The organism is Acidovorax sp. M2(2025) (assembly GCF_049330835.1).
Taxonomy (GTDB): Bacteria; Pseudomonadota; Gammaproteobacteria; order Burkholderiales; family Burkholderiaceae_C; genus Acidovorax.
In genome coordinates this window covers 84,734-107,681 of record NZ_CP186262.1, presented here as the reverse complement: position 1 = coordinate 107,681, position 22,948 = coordinate 84,734, and the positions used below count along the sequence as shown (strand labels likewise).

Below are 22,948 nucleotides of genomic sequence, written 5' to 3'. Positions count from 1 at the left end.
GGGCGGCTATCATCCAGCCCCCCTGCACGCCATGACCGCCATCCACATCACCGACATCGAAGCCGCCATCAACCACTGGCGGCAGCGCGCGCCGGCGTGTGACCGCATGGGGCTGGCGCCGCCGGTGCAGGCGCTGGCCGAGGTGTACGCCCGGATGGTCTTCCGCCGCGAAGAGGCGGTTGAAGACGGCGCGCTGCCCCCCGAGGCGCTGGCCGCCTGGCTGGCCTGGTACGACACCACCCCGGACACGCCCTGCATCGCCATCTGCTCCACCAGCCAGGGGGACGACCTGTGCAAGGGCTGCGGCCGCACCTTTGACGAGGTGCAGTTCTGGCCCGCGTTCAGCCCGGCCGAAAAGCGCGCGGTGTGGCGGCGCATCACGCTGGAGCATTCCGCCTGGCGCTTCAACCGTTATGCGGAACGGGCGGCCGAGGGCCCAGCGCCCGCGCCCCCTGCGCCGGCCGATGCCGCGTAGCCGCAGCAGCGAAAAGGCGCAACCCCCCCCTGTACGCCGGATCTTTCGGCGGCTAAGGTGACCGCTGTGCTGCGCCTGACCCAAGCTCCCAACATCGCCATCGCCACGCTGTGGGCCGACCTGCTGTGCGAGGCGGGTTTCCCGGCCTCGGTGCAGCGGCAGTACCTGGGGGCTGCCGCCGGGCACCTGCCGCCCGACCAGTGCCTGCCGGAGATCTGGCTCGAACACGAGGAGCACGCCGCCCCGGCCCATGCCCTGCTCCAAGCGCTGCAGCAGCTGCCGCAGCGCCGTTGGGTGTGCCGCTGCGGCGAAGTGGTGGAAGGCGGTTTCGAGCAATGCTGGCACTGCGGAGCGTTCATGTTGCGCGACTGAGCATTGCCGAGAGCGGACGGATTGCTCTGGTTTTAATAGCTGCTTGCGCTGTTCTGTAAAGCGCTAGCGCCATTTTTTGGGTCGATCCGGGCTATTTCCAGCGCACCGGCTCCAAGTGCACGCTGCCTTGCGTGCTGCTCAGCGTGATCGCGCCTTCCTGCACGGTGGCTTGCAGCTGCATGCTGCGCTCGGCCAGCTGGGCCAGGGCCTGCGAGGCGTCGGTGGGGATGCGCCAGACCTGCAGCTTGTCCAGGCGCGACAGCTTGCCTTCGATGCCCTTCCACCAGATCTCGGCCGCGTGGTTGAAGCAATAGACGATCACGGCGTCGGCCTTGCTGCAGGCCCTGGTCAGCGGCTTGTCCTCGGGCTGGCCGACTTCGATCCAGACGCGCTTGCGGCCCGTGAAGTCGGTGAGGGAGGCGTCCGGGTCGTCCGGGTCGGACAAGCCGGCCCCGAAAGCCAGGGTGCCGTCGCCGTTGCACAGGTCGTTGAGCTGGTGCGCCTGGATGGCCAGTGCCGCCAGCCGCACCATCATGCGCTCGTCGGTCTCGCTGGGATGCCGCGCCAGCGTGAGCGCGTGGTCGGCGTAGTAGCCGTGGTCGATGTCGGCAATGGCGAGGTTCGCCTTGAAGATGGTGGATTTGATGGCCATGGTGCGTATCAAAAACAAGAGCTGCCAGCGCAAGCGGGTACTTGCTTTGGCAGCCCTGGAGCATTCAAATGCCCGTGCAGAAAGCGCGGGCAGCTATCATTTTTAGAGTGGCGTCACACCCGCCGGGCCAGTTCGGCGGCCTTGCCCGTGTAGCTGCCCGGCGTCATGGCCAGCAGGCGGTCCTTTTCGGCCTGGGGGATTTCGAGCGACCGGATCAGGCCGTGCAGCGCCTCGGCCGTCACCGTCTTGCCGCGCGTGACTTCCTTGAGCTTTTCGTAGGCGCCCTGCACGCCAAAGCGGCGCATGACGGTCTGGATGGGTTCGGCCAGCACTTCCCAGGCGGCGTCCAGGTCTTCGGCCAGGGCCTCTTCGTTCAGCTCCAGCTTGTTCAGGCCGGTGAGCAGCGAGGCGTAGGCCAGCGCGGCGTAGCCCAGCGCCACGCCCATGTTGCGCAGCACGGTGCTGTCGGTCAGGTCGCGCTGCCAGCGGCTGATGGGCAGCTTTTCGGACAGGTGCTTGAGCAGCGCGTTCGCCAGGCCCAGGTTGCCCTCGGCATTTTCAAAGTCGATGGGGTTGACCTTGTGCGGCATGGTGGACGAGCCGATCTCGCCCGCCTTCAGGCGCTGCTTGAAGTAGCCCAGGCTCACGTAGCCCCAGATGTCGCGCGAGAGGTCGACCAGGATGGTGTTGGCGCGCGCCACGGCGTCGAACAGCTCGGCCATGTAGTCGTGCGGCTCGATCTGGATGGAATAGGGCTGGAAGGTCAGGCCCAGGCCCAGGGGCTCGGGCGTCTCCACCACCTTCTTGCTGAAGGCTTCCCAGTCGAAGCCGGGCCAGGCCGACAGGTGGGCGTTGTAGTTGCCCACGGCGCCGTTCATCTTGCCCATGATCTTGACGGCCGCGATGCGGTCGCAGGCGGTCTGCAGGCGCACCACCACGTTGGCCAGTTCCTTGCCCACGGTGGTGGGGCTGGCCGTCTGGCCGTGCGTGCGGCTGAGCATGGGCACGTCGGCATAGGCATGTGCCATTTCGCGCAACTTGAGGACCACCCGGTCCAGCCCCGGCAGGATGACCTGGTCGCGGCCCGAGCGCAGCTGCAGCGCGTGGCTGGTGTTGTTGATGTCTTCGCTGGTGCACGCGAAATGCACGAACTCGGCCGCCTTTTCCAGCTCCGGCCGGGCTTCGAACTTGCTCTTGATCCAGTACTCGACCGCCTTGACGTCGTGGTTTGTTGTTTTTTCGATCTCTTTGATGGCCGCCGCGTCCGCTTCGGAGAAGTTCTTGACCAGGCCCAGCAGGTAGGCGCGGGCGCCCGTGGTCAGGGGCTTGAACTCGGCAAAGCCGGCGTCCGACAGCGCGATGAACCAGGCCACTTCCACCTGCACGCGGCGGTGCATGTAGCCGTGCTCGCTCATGATCGGGCGCAGGGCGGCAAGTTTGCTGGCGTAACGGCCGTCGAGCGGCGAGAGGGCGGTGATGGTGGACAGGCTCATGGCGCGCCATTGTAGGGGGCGGGTAGGGGGCGGCCCCGCGTAAGCGCCCGTCAGGCAGCTGCCGATAGAATCAAATCCAACGTGTTCAGCGCACCCGCGCACTGGAAAACAAACCATGAAATTGATCGGAGCCTCTGCCAGCCCTTACGTCCGCAAAGTGCGGATCGTGATGGCCGAAAAAAAGCTCGACTACCAGTTCGTGCAGGAAAACGTCTGGGCCGACGACACCACCATCGCCACCTCCAACCCGCTGGGCAAGGTGCCCTGCCTGGTGATGGAAGGCGGCGAGGCCGTGTTCGATTCGCGGGTGATCGTCGAGTACCTGGACACCCTCTCGCCCGTGGGCAAGCTCATCCCGGCGCAAGGCCGCGAGCGCGCCGAGGTCAAGACCTGGGAAGCCCTGGCCGACGGCGTGGCCGACGCGGCCATTCTGGCCCGCCTGGAGGCCACCTGGGCCCACCGCAAGGAAAGCGAACGCAGCCAGGCCTGGATCGACCGCCAGCTGCAAAAGGTGGACGACGGGCTCAAGGCGATGAGCCAGGGCCTGGGCGACAAGCCCTATTGCAGCGGCATCCACCTGAGCCTGTCGGACATCGCCGTGGGCTGCACGCTCGGGTGGCTGGAGTTCCGGTTTCCGCAGATTGCCTGGCGCAGCGAGCACCCCAACCTGGGAAAGCTGCTGGACAAGCTGATGCTGCGCCCGAGCTTCGCCGACACCAAGCCCTACTGACCGTACCGTACTACCGCACGGGCCCGGATCCGCTCGCGCCTGCGCAGGGCCGCCCCCGCGGCGGCTCAGCCGCGGGCGCGCTGCTTGAGCCAGCGCATCAGCGCGCCCAGCAGGGGCAGCTTTTCGTACAGCTCCTCAGCCGCATCCCAGTAGTCGCGGTGCAGGACCACCAGGCCCTGCGCGTCCCACACCAGGTGCGAGGCGCCGTGCACCGTCTGCACCGCCCCGCGGCGCAAGCGCCGCAGGCTGAACTGGAAGTCCCACGTCAGGAAGCACTGCGCGCCCTGCACCACCTGGCCGGTGACCACGAACCGCGGCTGCTCCAGCGATTCGAACATGTGCTCGAAGATGCGCTCAATCGCCGGCAGGCCCTGCACCTCGTTGAACGGGTCCTTGAACCGCGCGCCGGGCGCATACAGCGTGCGCAGCGCGGCCACGCCCGCGGGCGTCAGGTTTTCATAGAAGGCCACCACGCGGGCCACCGCCTCTTCAGGGGTGCCGGGCGGCGGCGGTTGCTGCGGGGGTGGGGAAGATGGCGGCATGTGCTGTCAAAGCCCGGTGAACCGGCGTACCGCCGGAAAGTACCACGGGTAGGGCAGCACGCGCAGCAGCTTCAGCCAGCGCGTGAACCGCTTGGGGAAGTGGATGTCGAACTGCCCGCGTTCCCAGCCGCGCAGGATGGCCGCGGCCGCCGCGTCGGGCGTGATGAGCGCGGGCATGGAAAAGTCGTTGCCGGCCGTCAGCCGGGTGGCCACGAAGCCGGGGTTGATCACGCTCACGCCCAGGCCCAGGTCGTGCAGGTCCAGGTACAGGGCCTCGGCCAGGTGGATCAGGGCGGCCTTGGTGGGGCCGTAGGCCAGGCTCTTGGGCAGGCCCCGGAAGCCCGCCACGCTGCTCACCAGGCTCACGTGCCCCGGGCGCCCCGCCCGCGCCGCGGCCAGCATGCCGGGCAGCACCGCGCCCAGCACCTGCAGCGCGCCGTCGTAGTTGACCTGCTCATGCCGCCGCATCACGGACAGGTCGAAGTCCGTGGCGCGCATGTCGCGGTAGTAGCCCGCGCAGTAGCACACCAGGTCGGGGGCTCCCCCGGCCAGCACCTGGGCGGCGGCGGCCTGCACCTGGGCCGCATCGGCCGTGTCCAGGGGCAGGGCCACGCTGCCGGGGTGGGCCGCCGCAAAGGCCTCCAGCAGGTCGCCGCGGCGGGCCGACACGATGACCTGCGCGCCGCGCGCATGCAGCGCCTCGGCCGTGGCCCGGCCAATGCCGCTGGAGGCGCCGATCAGCCAGGCGCGGCGGCCGCGCCAGTCGCGCAGGGGGGGGTTCAGGCTCATGGCTTGGAGAAGGACAGGGTGATGTCCCCCAGGTGCACGCCCCACTTGCTCATGGTGGCGCGGTTGAGCATCACGCGCTCGTCGATCAGGACCATCCAGTCGTCCAGATCCACGTGGTAGACCCTGCCGTCCACGGGCAGGGCCAGGGTGTAGGCCCAGCGGAAGGCGTTGCCCCGTGCCTGGCCGCGGGCTTCGCCCACCACGTCGTCGGCCGTGCCGGTGTAGCGGCCGTCGGCGTGCTTTGTCAGCCGCCAGACGCGGCGCTGGGTGGTGCCGTCCGAATAGGTGAAGGCCTCGTCCAGCACGCCTTGGCTGCCCTGCCACGCGCAGTCCATCACCACCGAGAAGCGGCGGGCAATCCGGCCGCTGCGGTTCTGGAACATGCCGTGCGCGAGCACGCGGCCGTTGAAATACTGCGCCAGGTCCAGCACCGGCTTGTCCTGGGCGTAGGCGTCCACACCCGGGCTGGCGCAGCCCGACAAAGCCAGGCCCAGCGGCGGGGCGGCGGCGGCACTGAGGAAAAGACGTCTTTGCATGGTGGCAACTCGCTAGAAAGGTCCACGGGAGAGCGCCGGGGAGCCCGCCGCCCGGCCGCGCTGCGGCCGCAGCAGCAGCCCGTACAGCGCTGCGGCCGCCAGCAGCTTGAGCGCGCAGGGCAGCACGGCATAGGCCCACGCCAGCACCTGCAGCCCCTGGGCACTGCGGGTGCCGGGCGTGTAGCCCAGCCAGCCCAGCAGCGGCAGGGCCAGGCCTGCGGCCAGGGCCAGGTTGAGCTTGGTGGCGAAGTTCCACCAGCCGAAGTACGCGCCCTCGTGCCGCCCGGCGTCGCCCCCGGCCGCCACCACGCCGGCCAGCAGCGCGCCGGGCAGGGCCAGGTCGGTGCCCAGCGCCACGCCCGACAGCGCGCACACGGCCAGGAACGCCCGGGCATCGCCCGCGCTCAGCCCGGCCGTCCACGAGAACGCGGCCACAGCCAGCATCATCCCGGCCAGCCAGGTGCGCGCCAGGCCCCAGCGCGCCACGGCGCGCAGCCACAGTGGAATGGACAGCGCGGCGCACAGGAAATACGCGCCCAGGAACAGCGGCTCCTGCGCGGCCGGGGCCTGCAGCCCGTCCTGCACGAAGAACAGCACCAGCGTGGCCGGAATGGCGCTGGCGGTGCCGTTGAGCACGAACACCAGCAAAAGCCGGCGGAAGGCCGCCTGCCCCCAGGGCCGCCACAGGCCGGGGTGACGGCCGGGGGCGTCATGGACGCCGGGCAGCGCGGCGGTGGCGGCGTCAGGGGCCGGGCGGGGTGCGCGGGTCCAGGCCCACCACCCCGCGGCCAGCGCCACCGCGAAGGCGGCCCACAGCGCCGGCAGGCCCGCCCAGGACGGCAGCACCGAGGCCAGCACCACGCCCACCAGGGCGGCCGCTTCGCGCCAGCCCACGATGCGGCTGCGCTGCACCTCGTCGCCCCCCAGCCGCGCGCCCCACGCCTGGTGGGCAATGCCCAGCTGGCTGTAGGCGGCGTACGTCACCACCAGTGCCGCCGGCGCCCAGGCCACCAGGGCGGACGGGGACTGCACGGGCGGAAACAGCAGGCCGCCCAGCCCCAGCGCCAGCACGGCGGCCGATACGGCGCCCGCCCGCAGCACGGCGCGCGGGGAGCGGCCGAACAGGTGGTCCGACAGGCGCCCCAGCAGCGGATCGGTGAACGCATCGAACAGCCGTGCCGCCAGCAGCACGGCGCCCAGCGTGGCCAGCGGCATGCCGAAGGCGCGCGCGTAGTGGTTGGGCAGCAGCACGTACAGCGGCAGGGCCACGAATGCAAGCGGCAGGCCCAGGAGCCCGTACGCCAGCCCGGCACGCGCGGTGAGGGCGGCGGGCGCTGCGTGGGCGGCCGCAGCCGCCGTCGCCGGGCTCATGGCCGCCCCGCCACCCGGGCCGTGTCGCCCACCAGGGCCTGCCGCAGGCCCGGCTCGGAGGTCTGCGGCGACAGCCAGATGCCGAAGAACAGGCGCGCGAACTCGGCGTCGTCCACCCTGCCCAGCACGCGCCCGCCGCTGCGGAACACGGCGCCCTGGCCGGGCAGGTACACGCCCACCAGCCGGTCGCCCGAGCGCACGTCGGGCAGTACGGCCTGCAGCGCCCGCAGCCAGCGCTGCGCCTGCTCGGGCGTGAAGGCGCCCACGCGGCGCATCTCCTCCAGGGAGCGCTGGGCAATTGCATCGGCCGTGAAGCTGCGGTGGTAGGTCAGCTCCAGCGCCAGCGGCCGCGCCGCGTAGTCGGCGGCATCGAACCCGGCCGGCACCCACAGCCGCGCCCGGTACACCTCGAAGCCGAGATACCGCAGCGTGCCCTCCCCGGCCAGCCGCAGGCCCTGCAGCGCCGCCTCGGCGCCGGCCGGCGCCCAAGGCGCGGGGGGCGCTGCGTGCACGGGCAAGGCCTGGGTGCCTGCCGGATCTGCATAAAAAAGGGCTGCAGCGCCCGTGAATAAAGCGCTGGCAGCTATTGTTTTGGGAGCAAATACTGGCATGGCCGCCTCCCGGTCAACCCCGCACCAGGGTGTACTGCACCAGGTTGATGTTCCCCATCTCGAACGCTGCCTCGCAGTAGGCCAGGTAGAACTCCCAGATGTGCAGGAAGCGTTGGTCAAACCCCAGCTGCAGGATCTGCGCGCGCTGCGCAAGGAACCGCTCGCGCCAGCGGCGCAGGGTTTCGGCGTAGTCCTGGCCGAAGGCGAACTCGTCCGTCACGCGCAGGCCGGCCGCTTCGGCCTCGCGGCGGAACTCGCGCGGACAGGGCAGGCAGCCGCCGGGGAAGATGTACTGCTGGATGAAGTCGGTGGAGCTGATGTAGCGCTCGAACAGGCCGTCGTCGATGACGATGCTCTGGATGCACGCCCGCCCGCCGGGCTTGAGCAGCCGCCGCACGGCCTGGAAATACGTGGGCCAGTATTCGCGCCCCACGGCCTCCACCATCTCGATGGAGCAGATCGCGTCGTAGGGGCCGTCGGCGATGTCGCGGTAGTCCTGCAGGCGCAGGTCGGCCCGGTCGGCCGCGCCGAGCCGGGCCATGCGCTGCTGCGCAAACGCGAGCTGCTCGGTGGACAGGGTGACGCCGGTGAGGGTGGCGCCGCATTCGGTCACCGCCATCTCGGCCAGGGCGCCCCAGCCGCAGCCGATCTCCAGCACGCGGTCGCCCGGCTGCACGCCGGCCATGCGCAGCGCGCGGCGCACCTTGGCCTGCTGGGCGGCGCGCATGTCGCGGCCGGCGTCGCCCTCGAACCAGGCGGACGAGTAGTTCATGGTGTCGTCCAGCCACAGCTCATAGAACGCGTTGCCCAGGTCGTAGTGGGCGTGGATGTTCTTCTGGCTGTTGGCGCGGGTGTTGCGGTGGAGCAGGTGCTTGAGGCGGTACAGCAGCCGGCCCGCCCAGGTGCCGTAGATCACGCCCTCCACCTGCTGGCGGTTGGCGATGAAGAGCTTGAGCAGCTCGGTCAGCTGGGGCGTGGTCCAGTCGCCGGCGATATAGGTTTCGGCAAAGCCGATGTCGCCCGACTTGAGCGCGGCGCTGCACACGTTCCAGTTGCGCAGGGTGATGGCCGCCACCGGGCCGCCGCCCCCCTGGCCGAAGTGGCGCAGCGTGCCGTCGGGCAGCTGTACCGTGAGGTGGCCGTGCTGCAGGCGCTGCAGCAGCTGCAGCGCGGTGCGGGCGGCGGCCGGCGTGCCGGCGGGCAGGGCCAGGCGGGGAGCGGTGGTGGAGTTCATGGCGTTCTCGTTCGTCGTGCAGGGGGTCAGCGGGTCACGGCGGTGGCGGGGGCCGGGGGCTTGCGGTGAAAGCGCACGCGCTTGAGCCACAGCCGCAGCGCATGCCAGTGGATGCGGGCGATGACGGCCAGCGTCATGGCGGGGTAGCCCCACAGCGCGCGGCGCAGGCTGCGGGCGTCCGCCGGCTGCAGCGTGCCGCTCACGCTGGTGTGGATGAGCGGGCCGCTGGCGTCGTCGTAGTCGATGCGCACCACGGTGCGGCCGGCGTCCTGGGCGCCGGGGCCGGTGCGCAGGAAGCGGAAGCGGTAGCCGCCGCTCACCTCGCAGAACGGCGATACGTGGAAGACCTTGCGCGCCTGCTGCTCCACGCCGTAGCGCGGCGCATCCAGCAGGTAGCAGTGGCGCTCGCCAAAGGTGTTGTTCACCTCCACCACGATGGCGCGCAGGCTGCCGTCCGCGCGGTGGCAGTACCAGAAGCTCACCGGCTTGAAGGTGTAGCCCCATACGCGCGGGTAGCAGTGCAGCCAGGCCTCGCCCGTGGCGTCGGCAATGCCTTCGGCGCGCAGCAGCTCGTCCAGCCAGGCCAGCGCGCCGCCCTGCGCCGGGCCGCGCCCGTCGCCGTGGTCCGCGTCATGGAAGCTGATCGCACCCGCCCGGTTCACCGCCAGGGCGCCCTGCACGCGACCCAGGCTGCGCATGGGCAGCATCAGGAAAAAGGTGGGGTAGGCAAACGCGTGCGGCCGGGGCCGCAGCCGTGCATGGCGCACCTGGCCAAAGCCGATCAGCGGCTGCGCCGGGGCGGCAGCAGGAGCCTGGGGGGCGGGGTTCTTCATGCGGCCTCCGCCAGCGGGCCCGGCAAGGCCGCCCGCAGCTGCCCGGCCACGGCCAGGCCGGACTTGAGGCCGTCTTCGTGAAAGCCATAGCCCGTCCACGCGCCGCAGAACCAGGTGCGCTGGCGGCCCTGCAGCGCGGGCACCTGCCGCTGCGCACGGATGGCGGCCAGGTCGAACACCGGGTGGGCATATTCGTACTGGCCCAGCACCTGCGCGGGGTCGATGGCGCGCACCGGGTTGAGCGACACCAGCACCGGCTGGGCAAAGGGCAGCGGCTGCAGCCGGTTGAGCAGGTAGTGCAGGCACACGCGCGCCGATTCCCGGCCGCTGTCGGCCGCGCGCTCGTAGTTCCATGCGGCCCAGGCACTGCGGCGCGTGGGCAGCACCCGCGTGTCGGTGTGCAGCACGGCCAGGTTGGGCTGGTAGCGGATGGCGCCCAGCACGGCCTGCTCCTCGGCGCTGGGCTGGGCCAGCAGGGCCAGCGACTGGTCCGAGTGCGTGGCCAGCACCACGTGGTCGAAATGCTCGGTGCGGCCGTCGGTGACCACGCGCACGCCGGCGGCATCGCGCTCCACGCGGCGCACGGGGGTGCGCAGGCGCTTGTCGGCAATGCCCGCCAGGATCTGGTCCACATAGCGGCGCGCGCCGCCGGCCACCGTCCACCACTGCGGGCGCTGGGCCACCTGGATCAGGCCGTGGTTGTGGCAGAAACGGATCATGGTGGCCACGGGGAACCGCAGCATCTGGTCGGTGGGGCAGCTCCAGATGCAGCCCAGCATGGGCAGGAAGTACCAGTCCCGGAAGGCCGCGCCAAAGCGGTGCTGGTCCAGGAACTCGGCCAGCGGCTGCTGCAGCGCCCCCTCGGCGCCCGCGGTGGCCAGCGCGGTGCACAGGCGGTTGAAGCGCAGCAGGTCGGCCAGCATGCCCCAAAAGCGCGGGCGCAGCAGGTTGGAGCGCTGGGCGAACACGGTGGCCAGGTTGCTGCCGCTCCACTCCAGCGCCGCGCCGCCCGCGAGCGCGCCCGGCGCCTGCACCGAGAACGACATGTCGGATTTCGCGCTGGCCACGCCCAGCTCGCCCAGCAGGCGGATCAGCTGCGGGTAGGTGCGCTCGTTGTAGACCAGGAAGCCCGTGTCCACGCCGTGCGTGGCGGGGCGGCCGGTGCCATCAGGCAGCGTGACGTCCACCGTGTGCGTGTGGCCGCCAAAGTAGTCAGCGGCTTCGAAGAGGGTGACGGCGGCCTGGTGGCGCAGCTGGTGCGCCACCGCGAGCCCGGAGATGCCGGAGCCGATGATGGCGACCTTCATGGCCGGCCCCCTCTGGCCGGCGCCTGGAATAAAAAGGTTGCGAAGCGTCCCGAAACGAATAAGAGAGGGAGGGAGGAGAAGCGCTCCAGGAGGTCAGTCGAGGTCAGGGACCCCGAAAGGCTTCGCAACGTTAAAACTGTCCGGTGCGCAATCGTCTTGCGCAAGGGATAGAGTGGGGCCGTCCCGGCGAAGTTCCAGGGCGTTGCGCCCAAATTTTGAAAAAAAGTTAACGAAATCATTGCAATCACCGGGGAGTGGCAACAGCAAGTTGCTGCTCGATGGCGCGCACCAGGCCCTTGTTGTCGGGGCCGGTGAAGCTGGCGTACTGGTCCACGAGCCGGCCGTCCCGGCCGATCAGGTACTTGTGGAAATTCCAGCGCGGCGCGGTGCCGGAGAGTTCCGCCAGCTGGCGGAACAGCGCCGAGGCCTCGGGCCCGCGCACGCTGCTCTTGGCGAACATGGGAAATTTCACGCCGAAGGTGTTTTCGCAGAACTCGGCGATCTGCTGGTTGCTGCCCGTCTCCTGCGCGAAGTCATTGGACGGAAAGCCCAGCACCACCAGCCCCCGGTCCTTGTAGCGGGCGTACAGCGCTTCCAGGCCCTGGTACTGCCCGGTGAAGCCGCAGAAGCTCGCGGTATTGACCACCAGCACCACGCGGCCGGCGTACTGGCACAGCGACTGCGGCTTCTCGTCCTGCAGGCGCGCAACGGTGTGGTTGAGCAAGGCCGGGCAGGCCGCACCGCCGGGGGCGGGGGCCGCGGGTGGCGTGGCATCGGCCGCCCGGGCGGCGCCATGCGCCCCGCCGGCCAGCGCCAGGGCGGCGGCCAGAACAACACGTCGGGAAAGGTTTGTCATCGGGGGCTCCTGCGTTGAGCGGCAATTTAACCGAATCATTATTTTTTGTCCACATTAGTTTTTATTTGTACTAAGTGGTCATATTTTCGGCCAATGGGTCAAGTGCAGCCCCGGGGCGGGCGGCGCGCGCCCGCTCGCGCACGGCCGCAGGTGCCCACGGGCCGTGGGAAGGGAGAACAGAAACGGAAAACGGGAAGAAGGCGCGCCGGGCAAGCGGCGCGCCGCAGCGAGCAGGTTCTCAGGCCAGGCTGAGCATGCGCTCCAGCGGCAGCTTGACGCGCACATCCTTCAGGGCCACCACGCCGGTGATCTTCCAGGGCGGCATGCCGGTGTCGCGGGGAATGGGCTCGCCGGTGGGCATGCCCTCGCGGTTGGTCACCACGGCCACGCGCGGCGTGGTGGCGGTTGCGCCGCGGCGCACCACCACGCCCACTTCCTGGCTGGCCAGGCGCACGAACGCGCCGGGCGGGTACACGCCCAGGGTCTTGACCAGGGCTGCGCCCGCCTCGTCCACCTGGTGATCCTCGTCGTAGTAGCTTGCCTGCATGGCCGCCGTGACCGGCATGGGCGAGCGCGTGGCCCGCGGCGCCATGCGGGCGCCGAAGATGTCGGCGCGCTGGATCAGCCGTGCCATCTGCTGCGCCGGGGTCTTCTTGGCCAGCGGGCCGGGCTTGCGCTGGTGGTGGCAGCGCACGGCTTCCAGCCACACCGGGTCGGCCACGCCCAGGCTGCGCAGCAGCGCTTCGGCGCGTTCCGCGTGGCTTTCGACCGCCGCGATCTGCTGGGCCGTCAGCGGGTGGGTCTGCTGGGTCAGCTGGTCCTGCAGCTCGGTCATGGCGATGTTCATGCTGAGCGCTGCGCGGCCCAGCTGGTGCACGCCCGCCTCGGGCCAGCGCAGCATCTCGCGGGCCACCACCATGCACACGCAGCTCACCAGCAGGGCGTGGGTGGCGCTGTACATGCGCGTTTCCTGGGTGGACAGGTAGATCAGCGCCAGCAGCGTGGCGTCCGGCGTCTGCTCGCAGTGGCGCGCCAGCTCCTCGTGCAGCGCCTGGAAGCGCGCCCCGAAGTCGGCGGGCGAGGGCGTGCGCAGCAGCTGCGTGGTGCGCAGCTGCAGCTCGGGCCAGTCGGGCAAGGCGGCGCGGGTCTCTCGCGCGCGGCGCGCCGATTCCTCGGCCGCCGTCATCTTCATCGCGGCAATCTCGCCCAGGTTGGTGTCGGCAATCAGCAGGCGCTGCAGCTGGGCGAGGTAGGCGCGGTGGCTGTCGCCCGACTCGTCGGTGTCCACGCACAGCTGCCGCCCGCGCGCCACCATGCTGCTCAGTTCCGCGCGGTTGCGGATGACGTAGCCCTTTTGCGCCAGCAACACCCCATCGCCGCCGCGCAGCACAAAGGGCAGCGGCTGGCCGAGCGGAATGGTTTCGATGTTGAGGCTGACGAGATTCATGGCGCCGTTACATTATCTAACGCCCCTGCCGCCGGCAAACCCCGGTCGAACCGGGGGTTTGCCCGCCTTTTCGCCCGCTTCGCCGTTCAGGGCGTGGGCGGTACCGGCGCCGCTGGGACGGCGGCAGGTGCCTCGGCCGGCAGGCCGCGCAGGCGGCGCTGCAAGCGCCGCACGCGGTGCTCGAAGTCGTCCACCCACGTGAACACCGCCGGAATCACCAGCAGGCTGAGCACCGTGGAGGTGATGAGCCCGCCGATCACGGCCACCGCCATGGGCGAGCGGAAGCTCATGTCCGCGCCGCCCCAGGCCAGGGCGATGGGCAGCATGCCGGCGCCCATGGCCAGCGTGGTCATGATGATCGGCCGGGCCCGCTTGTGGCACGCGTCCAGCAGCGCTTGCATGCGCGTCATGCCGTGGTCGCGCCGCGCCACGATGGCGTATTCCACCAGCAGGATGGAGTTCTTGGTGGCGATGCCCATGAGCATGATGAGCCCGATGAGCGACGGCATCGAAAAGCTCTTGCCCGCGATCAAGAGCCCCACGAAGGCCCCGCCCAGCGACAGCGGCAGCGCGACCAGGATGGTGACCGGCTGCAGGAAGTCCTTGAACAGCAGCACCAGCACGATGTAGATGCACAGCACGCCCGTGAGCATGGCCAGGCCGAAGCTGGCGAACAGCTCGCCCATCATCTCGGCATCGCCCACGTCGATCTTGCGCACGCTGGGCGGCAGCGACTGGATGGCCGGCAGCGCGTTGATGGCCTCGGCCACCTCGCCCAGGCCGCGCTCGCCCAGCTCGATCTCGAACTGCACGTTGCGCGCGCGGTCGTAGCGGCTGATGACGGCCGGGCCGCCCGCCAGCTCCAGCGTGGCGACCTCGCCCAGGCGCACCGGGCCGCGGGCGCCGGGCACGGTGAGGCGCTCCAGCACCGACAGGTCCGTGCGGTCCCCGTCGCCCAGGCGCACGACGATGGGCACCTGCCGCTGCGCCAAGTTGAGCTTGGGCAGGTTCTGCTCGTAGTCGCCCAGCGTGGCCACGCGCAGGGTCTCGGCGATGTCGTTGCTGGTCACCCCCAGATCGGCGGCGCGCGCGAAGTCGGGGCGCACCGCGATCTCGGGCCGCACCAGGCTGGCGTTGGAGCCCACGTTGCCGATGCCGGGGATGGTGCGCAAGTCGCGCTCCACCGCCCGGGCGGCGGCGGACAGCGCCTGCGGGTCTTCGCTGGCCAGGGCCAGCACGTACTTGTCGTTGGAGCCGCCCAGGCCCACCTTCACGCGCACGCCCGGCAGGTCGGCCAGCGCCGCGCGAAGGCGGGTCTCGATCTGCTGCTTGAGCGGCCGCGTGCCGCGCGGCGCCATGCGCAGCGTGAGCGTGGCGCGCCGCGGGTCGGCCGCGGAGCCGCCGGCAAACGGGTCGGCCCCCGCCGCGCCGCCGCCAATGGCGGTGTAGATGCTGTCGATGTGGCCCACCGTCAGGATGCGCTCGCTGGCCTGCGCCACGGCCATGCGGGTGTCGGCCAGCACGCTGCCCGGCGGCAGCTCCAGCGTGACCTGCGTCTGCGCGTTGTCGTCCGGCGGGATGAAGCCCGAGGGCAGCAGCGGAATCAGCGCCAGCGAGCCGATGAAGAACACCAGCGCGCCCAGCAGCGTCATCGCGCGGTGGCGCAGGCACCAGCCGGCGGCGCGCATGTACAGCGCCAGCCAGCGCGGCTCCTTCTCCTGCGCCACCATGGGCTTGAGGATGTAGGCCGCCATCATGGGCGTGAGCAGCCGCGCCACCACCAGCGAGGCGAACACCGCCAGCGCCGCCGTCCAGCCAAACTGCTTGAAGAACCGCCCCGGAATGCCGGCCATGAAGGCCGTGGGCAGGAACACCGCGATCAGCGTGAACGTGGTGGCGATCACCGCGAGGCCGATCTCGTCGGCCGCCTCCATGGCCGCCTGGTACGGGCTCTTGCCCATGCGCAGGTGGCGCACGATGTTCTCCACCTCCACGATGGCGTCGTCCACCAGGATCCCCACCACCAGCGACAGCGCCAGCAGCGTGATGATGTTGATGGAAAAGCCCAGGTAGTGCATGCCGATGAAGGCCGGAATCACCGACAGCGGCAGCGCCACCGCCGACACGATGGTGGCGCGCCAGTCGCGCAGGAACAGCCACACCACCACCACCGCGAGGATGGCGCCCTCGTACAGCAGGTGCATGGAGCTGTCGTACTCGTCCTGCGCGATGTCCACGAAGTCCACTGTGCGCTTGAGCGTGAGGTGCGGGAAGTCGGCCTTGAGCTGATCGAGCGCGCTCTGCACGCCCGCGCCCACCTCCACCTCGCTGGCGCCCCGGCTGCGCGAGACCTCGAAGCCGATCACCGGCTTGCCGTCCAGCAGCGCGGCCGCGCGCGGCTCGGCCACGGTGTCGGTCACGGTGGCGATCTGGTCCAGGCGCACCGACTGCCCGTTGGGCAGCGGCACCTGCAGCGCGCCGATCTCGTCCGCCGTCTGCACGGTGGCGATGGTGCGCACCGGCTGCTCGGCGCCGCCCAGGTCCACGCGGCCGCCCGCGCTTTCCATCTGCACCAGCCGCAGGCGGCGCGACACGTCGGCCGCCGTCACCTGCAGGGCCTGCATGCGCCCCGCGTCCAGCGCCACCCGCACCTCGCGGGTGACGCCGCCCACGCGGGTGACGCCGCCCACGCCCGGCACGGCCAGCAGGCGGCGGGTGAGCGTGTCGTCAATGAACCAGGACAGCGCCTCGTCGTCCCACTGCGCCGAGCCCACGGCGTAGGCCTGGATGGGCTGGGCCGACAGCTCCAGCTTGGCCACGATGGGGTCGCGCACATCGGCCGGCAGGTCGGCGCGCACGCGCGAGACGGCCGAGCGCACGTCGTCCACGGCCTCCTGCACGGGCTTTTCCAGCCGGAACTCGGTGGCAATGGTGGCCGAGCCATCCACCAGCGTGCTGGTGATGTGCTTGACCCCCTGAATGGTGGCGATGGCGTTCTCGATCTTGCGGGCCACATCGCTTTCCAGCTGCCCCGGCGCGGCCCCTGGCAGCGCGGCGGTGACCACCACCACGGGCAGGTCCATGTCCGGGAAGTTCTGCACCTTCATCGCTCGGAAGGACATCAGCCCCGCGAGCGTGAGCAGCACAAAGAGCATCGCCGCCGGAATCGGGTTCCGGATCGACCAGGCGGAAAGATTCATCGCTGCGCTCCTTATTTGCTAGCTGCTTGCGCAGGTGGGACGGGCGCTGGAGGCTGTTTTGACCCATTGCCCGATGGCGCGGACACGCGCACCAGGTCGCCATCGTTGAGGAAGGCACCGCCGCGCTCGACGATGGTGGCGGCGGCGCGCAGGCCCTCCAGCACCTCCACGCGGTCCTTCAGGCGCTGGCCGGTCTGCACGCGGCGCATGGCCACGCGGCCGCCATCGCCCAGTTCGAAGACGTAGCTGAAACCGTCCCGCACCACGATGGCGGACTGCGGCACGGTGAGCGCGTCGTGCGTGCCCAGCACAAAGTCTCCACGCGCAAACATCCCTGCTCGCAAATCCGGGTGGGACGGCAGGTCCACATAGACGATGCCGTTGCGCGTCTGCGGGTCCACCGTAGGAGCCAGCATGCGCACTTTGCCCTCCACGGCGGCGCCGCTGGCGGCCGTGATCTGCGCCGTGGTGCCGGGGCGGATGCGCGCCAGGTCGTTGGACGTGACCTCGGCCCGCCACTCCAGCCGGCCCTTGCGCACCATGCGGAACAGCTCGGTGCCCGCACCCACCACGCCGCCCACGGTGGCGCTGCGAGCCGAGATCACGCCGCTGTCGGGCGCGACCACCTGGGTGTGTTTCAGCCGCAGCTGCTGCGCGCGCAGGCTGGCCTGGGCGGCCTCCACGCGGGCCTGGGCGGTCTTCTCCGCCGTGGTGTATTGCTGGATCTGCTGCTGGCTCAATGCGCCCGTGGCCTGCAGCGACCGGGCCCGCTCGGCGTTGGCCGCCGCCTCGGCCGCGCTGGCCTGGGCCTCCAGCAGGCTCGCCCGCCCCTGGGCCACCTCGGCCTGCACGGTGTCGGCGGCAAAAGTGGCCAGCACCTGGCCGGCCTTGACCACGTCGCCCACGTTCACCCGCACCTCCGCGAGGCGCAGGCCGTTGCTCTCGGAGCCGATGATGGCCTCCTGCCAGGCCGCGATGCTGCCGTTGGCGGCCAGGCGCACGGGCACCTGGCTGGCCTGCGGCACGGTGGTCGTCACCGCGAGCGCCGGCCGGGGCTGGGCCGCCGCCTTGGGCTCATCGGCCGCACGCGATGCGCCGGCGTACAGCAGCGCACCGCCCGTGGCCAGCACGCAGACCGCGATCACGGCGAAGGCGGCGGGAGAGAACTTGAAGGAGAAAGAGGAGTGTTGCATGGGCATCCGTCCTTTGATTTCGTATCAGCTGACTGCTGTGTTGTGGAACGCGCGCTGTTGGTGTGCCTGGGTGGATGTGGCATCAACCCTCCGGAGCCGTTCACGCTGAGCTTGTCGAAGCGCCGCGCAAGGCTTCGACAGGCTCAGCCCGAACGGCTGGTTCAGGTTGGAGGATGTCGGCGCGCCAAAAAGACAGGCCTTGACGAGATCGAGGGCGGTCCAGCGAGGGGCGCCCCACGGCGACTTCGGGTGGTGCCTCATCCTTTCCATCCCCCGCCCGCTGCCCGGTACAGCGCGACCCAGGCCAGCTGGCGCTCGTGCTGCAGCGCGACCAGGGTGTTCTCGGCCGCCAGCGCGGCGCGGCGCGCGTCTTCCAGCTCCACCAGGCTGGCCAGGCCGCCGCGCCAGCGCGCCTCGGTGGCGGCGAAGGATGCGCGGTAGCCCTCGGCGGCCGTGCGCGCGCTGGTGCTGCGCTCGGCCGTGCTCTGCAGCCGCACCAGGGCCTGCTCCACCTCGCTCACGGCCTGGCGCACCTTGGCGCGGTACAGCGCCACGGCCTCGTCGTAGCGGGCCTGCGCCGCATCCACCTGCGCGCCGCGCCGGCCTGCGTCGAACAGCGGCACGCTCAGCGCCAGCGGGCCGATGCTCCAGGTGGTCAGGTCGGTGGTGGTTCCGCCGGTGCGCACCCAGCCCGCGCCCACGGAGCCGCTGAGCGAAAGCCGCGGGTAGCGCTGGGCCTGCGCGCTGCCCACATCGGCGCTGGCGGCGGCCACTTCGCGCTCTGCGTTGTACACGTCGGGGCGCTGCGCCAGCACCTGCGCCGGCAGCGTCTCGATGGCAAAAAGGGTGTCCGGCGCCGCCGGCACGGGCGCGGCCAGGCGGGCGCGCAGCGCGGCCTCGTCCCAGGCCGTGAGCGCCACCAGGGTCTTGGTGTCCACATCGCACTGCATGCGCTGCTGGGCCACGCGGTTGTCTGCCTCCGCCGCACTGGCCCGGGCCAGCGCCGCGGTGGCGGGCGCGGTGAAGCCGGCGCGTTCGCTCAGGCCGGTCAGGCGAAAGGTCTCGCTGCGCGACTGCGCATCCCGCTCGGCCACGCCCAGCTGCGCCAGGCAGGTGCGCAGGCTGCTGAGCTGCTGCGCCACCTCTGCCGCCACGCTCACGCGGGCCTCGTGCCACAGCGCCTGGGCGCCGGCCAGGCGCTCGTCGGCGGCGGCCTTGGCGGCGCGGTTGGCGCCGAACAGGTCGATTTCCCAGCTGGCCTGCAGCCCCACCTGGCCGGTGGTGGCAATGCGCGCCAGCTGTTCGTTGAAGCCCCGGCTCGCGCTGGCCTGCCCGTCCAGCGACGGCAGCAGGGCGGCGCGGCTGGCCACCTGCGTGGCTCGGGCCTGCGCGAGGCGCGACTGCGCCTGCGCCACGCTGGGGCTGACGGCCTGCGCGGCGTCGATCAGGTCCACCAGCAGCGGGTCGTCCAGCTGCGTCCACCAGCGCGCCAGCTCGCCGAGCGAGCCCTGGTGGGGGAAGGGCGCCTGCCATGCCGCGGGCGCTGGCGCCTCCACCTGGGCGGGGGGCGCGGTGACGGCGCAGGCGCCGAGCGCCAGGGGCAGGCCGGCAGCCCAGAGAAGTCGCGGGCTCTTGAACCAGAAATTCATGCGTTGGATTCCTTGTGGGAAGGCTTGGCGCTGCCGCGCGCGGGGCGGGCAGGCGGCTGCTGGGGTGCTGCGGCCTGGCGCCGGGCCATCTCGCCCTGCACCATGCTGAGCGCGTAGCCCGTGAGGCGCTCCACCCAGGCGTCCACCGCGTCCGAGCCGGCCAGTTGCGGCGTGATGGCCTGCAGCGGGTCGCGCTGCGTCCACAACTGCATGACCAGGCCCGCCAGCGAGAAGGCGAGCCGGTGGATGTCGTCATCGGCCTCGGCCACGCCCATGTGGCGGCACAGCACCTGGACCAGCGCCAGGTGCGGTGCCCGGCACTCGCGCTCGATCAGTTCGGGCCAGACATGGGTGGGGTCCAACAGCTCGCGCACGTGCAGGCGCAGCGACTGGGTCACCAGGTCGTCGTGCTTGAGGGGCTCCAGAAAGCCGGTGAAATAGCGGTGCAGTGCTTCGGGGAGCGAGAGCACCGGGTCGGCAAACACGGGAATGAGGTCGCTGCCGCTGCCGAAGGGCTCGTAGAACGTGGCGGTGTACAGCCGGGCCTTGTCGCCAAAGTGGTAGGCGATGGCCGCCACGTTGGTGCCGGCCGCCTCGGCAATGGCGCGCACCGAGGTCTGCGCAAAGCCGCGCTCGGAAAACAGCTGCAGGGCCGCGCGCAGCAGGCGCAGCCGCGTGTCCTCGCCGTCGCTGCGGGCGGTGCGCTGGGCTGCGGGAATGAAATGGGCGCCAAAACTCATGGCCCCGCATTACACACCAGAATTCAAACAGCTGTTTGAATTAGCCTGGCAGGCGCCAGGGAAACGGGTGGAAAAGTGCAACCAAACGTGAACTGTTTCACGAAAAAACGGCGTTCCACAGGGCCAGCACCGCGTCCCGCTCGGCTTGCAGGGCCGGCGGCGTGACCTGCGTGGGCGCCTCGTCCAGCCGGGCCACGTGCTGCACCCGCCGCAGTTCGCGGTAGGCATCCGCGGCCGCCATGCCCACGCCCGGCGGCAGCAGCCCGACCTGCTCGGCCCGCTGCAGCAGCGCTATGTTGCCCACGTTGCCCCGCAGTTCGGGGTGGGCCGCAGACTGCGAGAGCACCAGGTACTGCACGGCGAACTCGGCATCCACCATGCCGCCGGGGCTGTGCTTCACGTCGAACTGCCCGTCCCGCGTGGGATGGGCCGAGCGCACGCGCTCGCGCATGGCCACGATTTCCTCGCGCAGTGCGGCCGGGTCGCGCTCGGAGGTGATGACCGCCTCGCGCACGGCGTCGAACCGCGCCTGCAATGCCTCGCTGCCCATCACGAAGCGCGCGCGCGTCATGGCCTGGTGCTCCCAGGTCCAGGCGGTGTTGCTGCCCCGGCGCTGCTGGTAGTTGGCATAGGCTTCAAAGCTGGTGACCAGGAGGCCCGAGCTGCCGTTGGGCCGCAGCGCCGTGTCGATCTCGTACAGGTCGCCCTCGCCCGTCTTCACCGTGAGCCAGTTGATGAGCTTGCGCACAAAGGCGGCATAGACCTCGGGGGCGCGTTCGTCGTCGTCGTCGAACACGAACACGATGTCCAGGTCGCTGCCGTAGCCCAGCTCCTTGCCGCCCAGCTTGCCATAGCCAATGATGGCGAACTGGGGGCTCTCCCGGTGGCGGTTGCGCAGGCGGTTCCAGCACCACTGCGCGGTCACGCGCAGCACGCTGTCGGCCAGGGCCGAGAGGTCGTCGGCCACCTGCTCGACGGTGATGCGCCGTTCCACGTCGCGGGCCAGCGTGCGGAAGGTCTCCGCATGCTGGGCGCGGCGCAGCAGGTTGAGCAGGGTTTCGTCGTCGTCTTCGCCCGTGGACTGGAGCGAGGCCAGGCGCACGGCCAGCTCGCGCTCGAAGTCGGCCACCACAAAGCGCTCTGCCAGCAGCGAATCGCCCACCAGCTCGTCGATCACGCCCGGGTGCTGCAACAGGTAGCGGGCCGGCCATTTGGCGGCGCCCAGCAGGTGCAGCAGCTGTTCATGCACGGAGGGGCGCTCCAGCAGCAGGGCCAGGTAGCTCTCGCGGCGCAGCAGCGGCTCCAGCCAGTTGGCCAGGCGCAGCGCGGCCTCCGGGGTGACGCGGCCCTCCTTGAGCCACTGGGCGGTGCGCAGCACCAGCCGGAACAGGCGCGCCCGCGCCTCGTCGCGCAGCCCGGCCACGCGGGGGTGTTCGCGCCACTCGGCCACGCGCTCGCGGAACCCCGGTGGCAGCTGTTCCAGCAGCGCATCCAGCTCGGGCGGCGGCGGGGGCGCGGCGGCGCGCGGACCGCCGCAGCCGTTGCCATTGCATTGCTTCTTGCCGGCGCCGCCCAGCAGCTTGTCGAACTCCTGGGCCACGAGTTCGCGGTGCGCGTCCAGTTCGTGCAGGAAGGTGCAGCAATTGGCGTGGCCCAGGGTGTGGGCGATCCACGCCAGGTCGTCGTCCCGCGTGGGCAGCACATGGGTCTGCTGGTCGTCCAGGTACTGGATGCGGTGCTCCACCTGCCGCAGGAACACATAGGCGCGGGCCAGGGCTTCGGCGGTTTCCTGCGGCATCAGGCCGGCCTGGGCCAGGCGGGGCAGCGCGTCCAGCGTGGGCCGGCGGCGCAGCTCGGGGAACTGGCCGCCGCGCACCACCTGCAGCAGCTGCACGGTGAACTCGATCTCGCGGATCCCGCCGCGCGAGAGCTTCACGTCGTTGGCGCGCTCGGGGTGGCCGGCGCTGCGCCGGGCCGCGTGGTCGCGGATCTGCCGGTGCAGGGAGCGCAAGGCCTCGAACACACTGTAGTCCAGGTAGCGGCGGAACACGAACGGCAGCACCACGCCGCGCAGCGCCTGCACCTCGGGGCGGCCCACGCAGTCGCGCGGCGCCACCACGCGGCTCTTGAGCCAGGCAAAGCGTTCCCACTCACGGCCGTGCAGCTGCAGGTACTCCTCCAGCGCCGACAGCGAGACCGCGGACGGGCCGGAGTTGCCGTTGGGGCGCAGCGCCAGGTCCACGCGGAACACGAACCCGTGCTCGGTGGTGTCCCCCACCAGGCTGTAGATGGCCTTGACCGCGCGGGCAAAGTACTCGTGGTTGGAGATGCGCCCGCGCCCCTCGGGGGTGCCGGCGGTCTCGCCGTCGTGCTCGTACACGTAGATGAGGTCGATGTCGCTGGAGACGTTGAGCTCGCGCGCGCCCAGCTTGCCCATGCCGATGATCCACAGCTGCACTGGCTGGCCCTCGGGCCCGCGCGGCGCACCGTGGCGCTCGTCGAGTTCCTGGCGGGCCTGCTGGCAGGCCTTGTCCAGCGCCAGTTCCGCCAGCTCGGTCACCGCGCGCGTGATGTCGGCCAGCGGGGCCCGGGCCTCGCAGTCGAGCTGGATGAGGCGCTCCATGACCAGCTGCCGCAGGATGCGCAGCGCCGTGCCCGTGTCGCACCCGCGGGCGCGCAGGGCCTCGTACGCGGTGTCCATCGTGGCCCAGACCGGCGCGCCCGCGGGCAGCAGCGGCAGGTCGTCCGCGTAGCGCCGGTGCAGGCGTTGGTAAAAGCGCGAATGCGCGGCGCCCGCGACAAACGGCACGGAAGGGTTGCAGGGAGAGTCAGGGCGTGAGGAGGACATGGCTCTCGAATCTCGGTGCCGCAAAAGACATTGGACAGGGTCCGAGAACCCCGCTTGGGTGTGAACCCGC

General features: G+C 70.8%; 20 protein-coding genes. 3 read left to right on the top strand and 17 right to left on the bottom strand.

Annotated features, from left to right (window positions below; translation table 11 throughout):
• The first annotated feature begins 31 nt into the window (after positions 1 to 31).
• Together ACOYR3_RS00440 and ACOYR3_RS00435 are read left to right on the top strand one after the other, a co-directional pair.
• Positions 32 to 475 (top strand): DUF3717 domain-containing protein, encoded by a 444-nt coding sequence (locus ACOYR3_RS00440; protein WP_422844570.1) that lies wholly within the window; start codon positions 32 to 34, stop codon positions 473 to 475.
• 66 nt (positions 476 to 541) lie between these two features.
• Positions 542 to 847: a DUF2007 domain-containing protein gene (locus ACOYR3_RS00435; RefSeq protein WP_422846646.1), complete on the top strand. Its 306-nt coding sequence runs from the start codon at positions 542 to 544 to the stop codon at positions 845 to 847.
• Positions 848 to 938: 91 nt separating this feature from the next.
• Here ACOYR3_RS00435 and ACOYR3_RS00430 read toward each other — a convergent pair whose 3' ends face one another.
• Together ACOYR3_RS00430 and purB are read right to left on the bottom strand one after the other, a co-directional pair.
• A complete protein-coding gene (locus ACOYR3_RS00430) occupies positions 939 to 1,499 on the bottom strand; it encodes a YaeQ family protein (RefSeq protein WP_422844569.1) in 561 nt (186 codons plus the stop codon).
• Positions 1,500 to 1,612: 113 nt separating this feature from the next.
• Positions 1,613 to 2,992, bottom strand: coding sequence for an adenylosuccinate lyase (gene purB, locus ACOYR3_RS00425; protein WP_422844568.1), 1,380 nt, complete (start codon positions 2,990 to 2,992; stop codon positions 1,613 to 1,615).
• A 115-nt stretch (positions 2,993 to 3,107) separates the two neighbouring features.
• Between purB and ACOYR3_RS00420 the strand changes: the two genes are divergently transcribed.
• Positions 3,108 to 3,722, top strand: coding sequence for a glutathione S-transferase N-terminal domain-containing protein (locus ACOYR3_RS00420; protein ID WP_422844567.1), 615 nt, complete (start codon positions 3,108 to 3,110; stop codon positions 3,720 to 3,722).
• Between the two features lie 65 nt (positions 3,723 to 3,787).
• Here ACOYR3_RS00420 and ACOYR3_RS00415 read toward each other — a convergent pair whose 3' ends face one another.
• The 15 genes from ACOYR3_RS00415 to glnE form a co-directional block, all read right to left on the bottom strand.
• Positions 3,788 to 4,264 (bottom strand): nuclear transport factor 2 family protein, encoded by a 477-nt coding sequence (locus tag ACOYR3_RS00415; RefSeq protein ID WP_422844566.1) that lies wholly within the window; start codon positions 4,262 to 4,264, stop codon positions 3,788 to 3,790.
• 6 nt (positions 4,265 to 4,270) lie between these two features.
• Entirely contained in the window at positions 4,271 to 5,053 is a 783-nt protein-coding gene (locus ACOYR3_RS00410) for an SDR family NAD(P)-dependent oxidoreductase (RefSeq protein WP_422844565.1), read from the bottom strand.
• Positions 5,050 to 5,589, bottom strand: a complete 540-nt coding sequence (locus tag ACOYR3_RS00405) for a DUF3833 domain-containing protein (protein ID WP_422844564.1) — start codon at positions 5,587 to 5,589, stop codon at positions 5,050 to 5,052. Before ACOYR3_RS00405 ends, ACOYR3_RS00410 begins: the two co-directional genes overlap by 4 nt.
• A 12-nt stretch (positions 5,590 to 5,601) precedes the next feature.
• Positions 5,602 to 6,960: an MFS transporter gene (locus ACOYR3_RS00400; protein WP_422844563.1), complete on the bottom strand. Its 1,359-nt coding sequence runs from the start codon at positions 6,958 to 6,960 to the stop codon at positions 5,602 to 5,604.
• Positions 6,957 to 7,472 (bottom strand): chalcone isomerase family protein, encoded by a 516-nt coding sequence (locus tag ACOYR3_RS00395; RefSeq protein ID WP_422844562.1) that lies wholly within the window; start codon positions 7,470 to 7,472, stop codon positions 6,957 to 6,959. Before ACOYR3_RS00395 ends, ACOYR3_RS00400 begins: the two co-directional genes overlap by 4 nt.
• A 112-nt stretch (positions 7,473 to 7,584) precedes the next feature.
• Complete coding sequence (locus ACOYR3_RS00390) at positions 7,585 to 8,805, bottom strand: class I SAM-dependent methyltransferase (protein WP_422844561.1); 1,221 nt, start codon at positions 8,803 to 8,805, stop codon at positions 7,585 to 7,587.
• A gap of 26 nt (positions 8,806 to 8,831) precedes the next feature.
• The gene (locus tag ACOYR3_RS00385) at positions 8,832 to 9,638 is read right to left on the bottom strand and encodes a DUF1365 domain-containing protein (RefSeq protein WP_422844560.1); all 807 of its coding nucleotides are present in this window, start codon (positions 9,636 to 9,638) and stop codon (positions 8,832 to 8,834) included.
• The gene (locus ACOYR3_RS00380; protein ID WP_422844559.1) at positions 9,635 to 10,945 is read right to left on the bottom strand and encodes an NAD(P)/FAD-dependent oxidoreductase; all 1,311 of its coding nucleotides are present in this window, start codon (positions 10,943 to 10,945) and stop codon (positions 9,635 to 9,637) included. Before ACOYR3_RS00380 ends, ACOYR3_RS00385 begins: the two co-directional genes overlap by 4 nt.
• Positions 10,946 to 11,189: 244 nt before the next feature.
• Positions 11,190 to 11,801 (bottom strand): glutathione peroxidase, encoded by a 612-nt coding sequence (locus tag ACOYR3_RS00375; RefSeq protein ID WP_422844558.1) that lies wholly within the window; start codon positions 11,799 to 11,801, stop codon positions 11,190 to 11,192.
• Positions 11,802 to 12,039: 238 nt separating this feature from the next.
• Positions 12,040 to 13,248 (bottom strand): HD-GYP domain-containing protein, encoded by a 1,209-nt coding sequence (locus tag ACOYR3_RS00370; protein ID WP_422844557.1) that lies wholly within the window; start codon positions 13,246 to 13,248, stop codon positions 12,040 to 12,042.
• 86 nt (positions 13,249 to 13,334) lie between these two features.
• Positions 13,335 to 16,448: an efflux RND transporter permease subunit gene (locus ACOYR3_RS00365; RefSeq protein ID WP_422844556.1), complete on the bottom strand. Its 3,114-nt coding sequence runs from the start codon at positions 16,446 to 16,448 to the stop codon at positions 13,335 to 13,337.
• A gap of 11 nt (positions 16,449 to 16,459) precedes the next feature.
• Entirely contained in the window at positions 16,460 to 17,641 is a 1,182-nt protein-coding gene (locus ACOYR3_RS00360) for an efflux RND transporter periplasmic adaptor subunit (RefSeq protein ID WP_422844555.1), read from the bottom strand.
• Between the two features lie 257 nt (positions 17,642 to 17,898).
• Positions 17,899 to 19,290: an efflux transporter outer membrane subunit gene (locus ACOYR3_RS00355; RefSeq protein WP_422844554.1), complete on the bottom strand. Its 1,392-nt coding sequence runs from the start codon at positions 19,288 to 19,290 to the stop codon at positions 17,899 to 17,901.
• Complete coding sequence (locus ACOYR3_RS00350) at positions 19,287 to 20,030, bottom strand: TetR/AcrR family transcriptional regulator (RefSeq protein ID WP_422844553.1); 744 nt, start codon at positions 20,028 to 20,030, stop codon at positions 19,287 to 19,289. Before ACOYR3_RS00350 ends, ACOYR3_RS00355 begins: the two co-directional genes overlap by 4 nt.
• Positions 20,031 to 20,127: 97 nt before the next feature.
• The gene (gene glnE, locus ACOYR3_RS00345; RefSeq protein ID WP_422844552.1) at positions 20,128 to 22,878 is read right to left on the bottom strand and encodes a bifunctional [glutamate--ammonia ligase]-adenylyl-L-tyrosine phosphorylase/[glutamate--ammonia-ligase] adenylyltransferase; all 2,751 of its coding nucleotides are present in this window, start codon (positions 22,876 to 22,878) and stop codon (positions 20,128 to 20,130) included.
• Between the last annotated feature and the right edge of the window lie 70 nt (positions 22,879 to 22,948).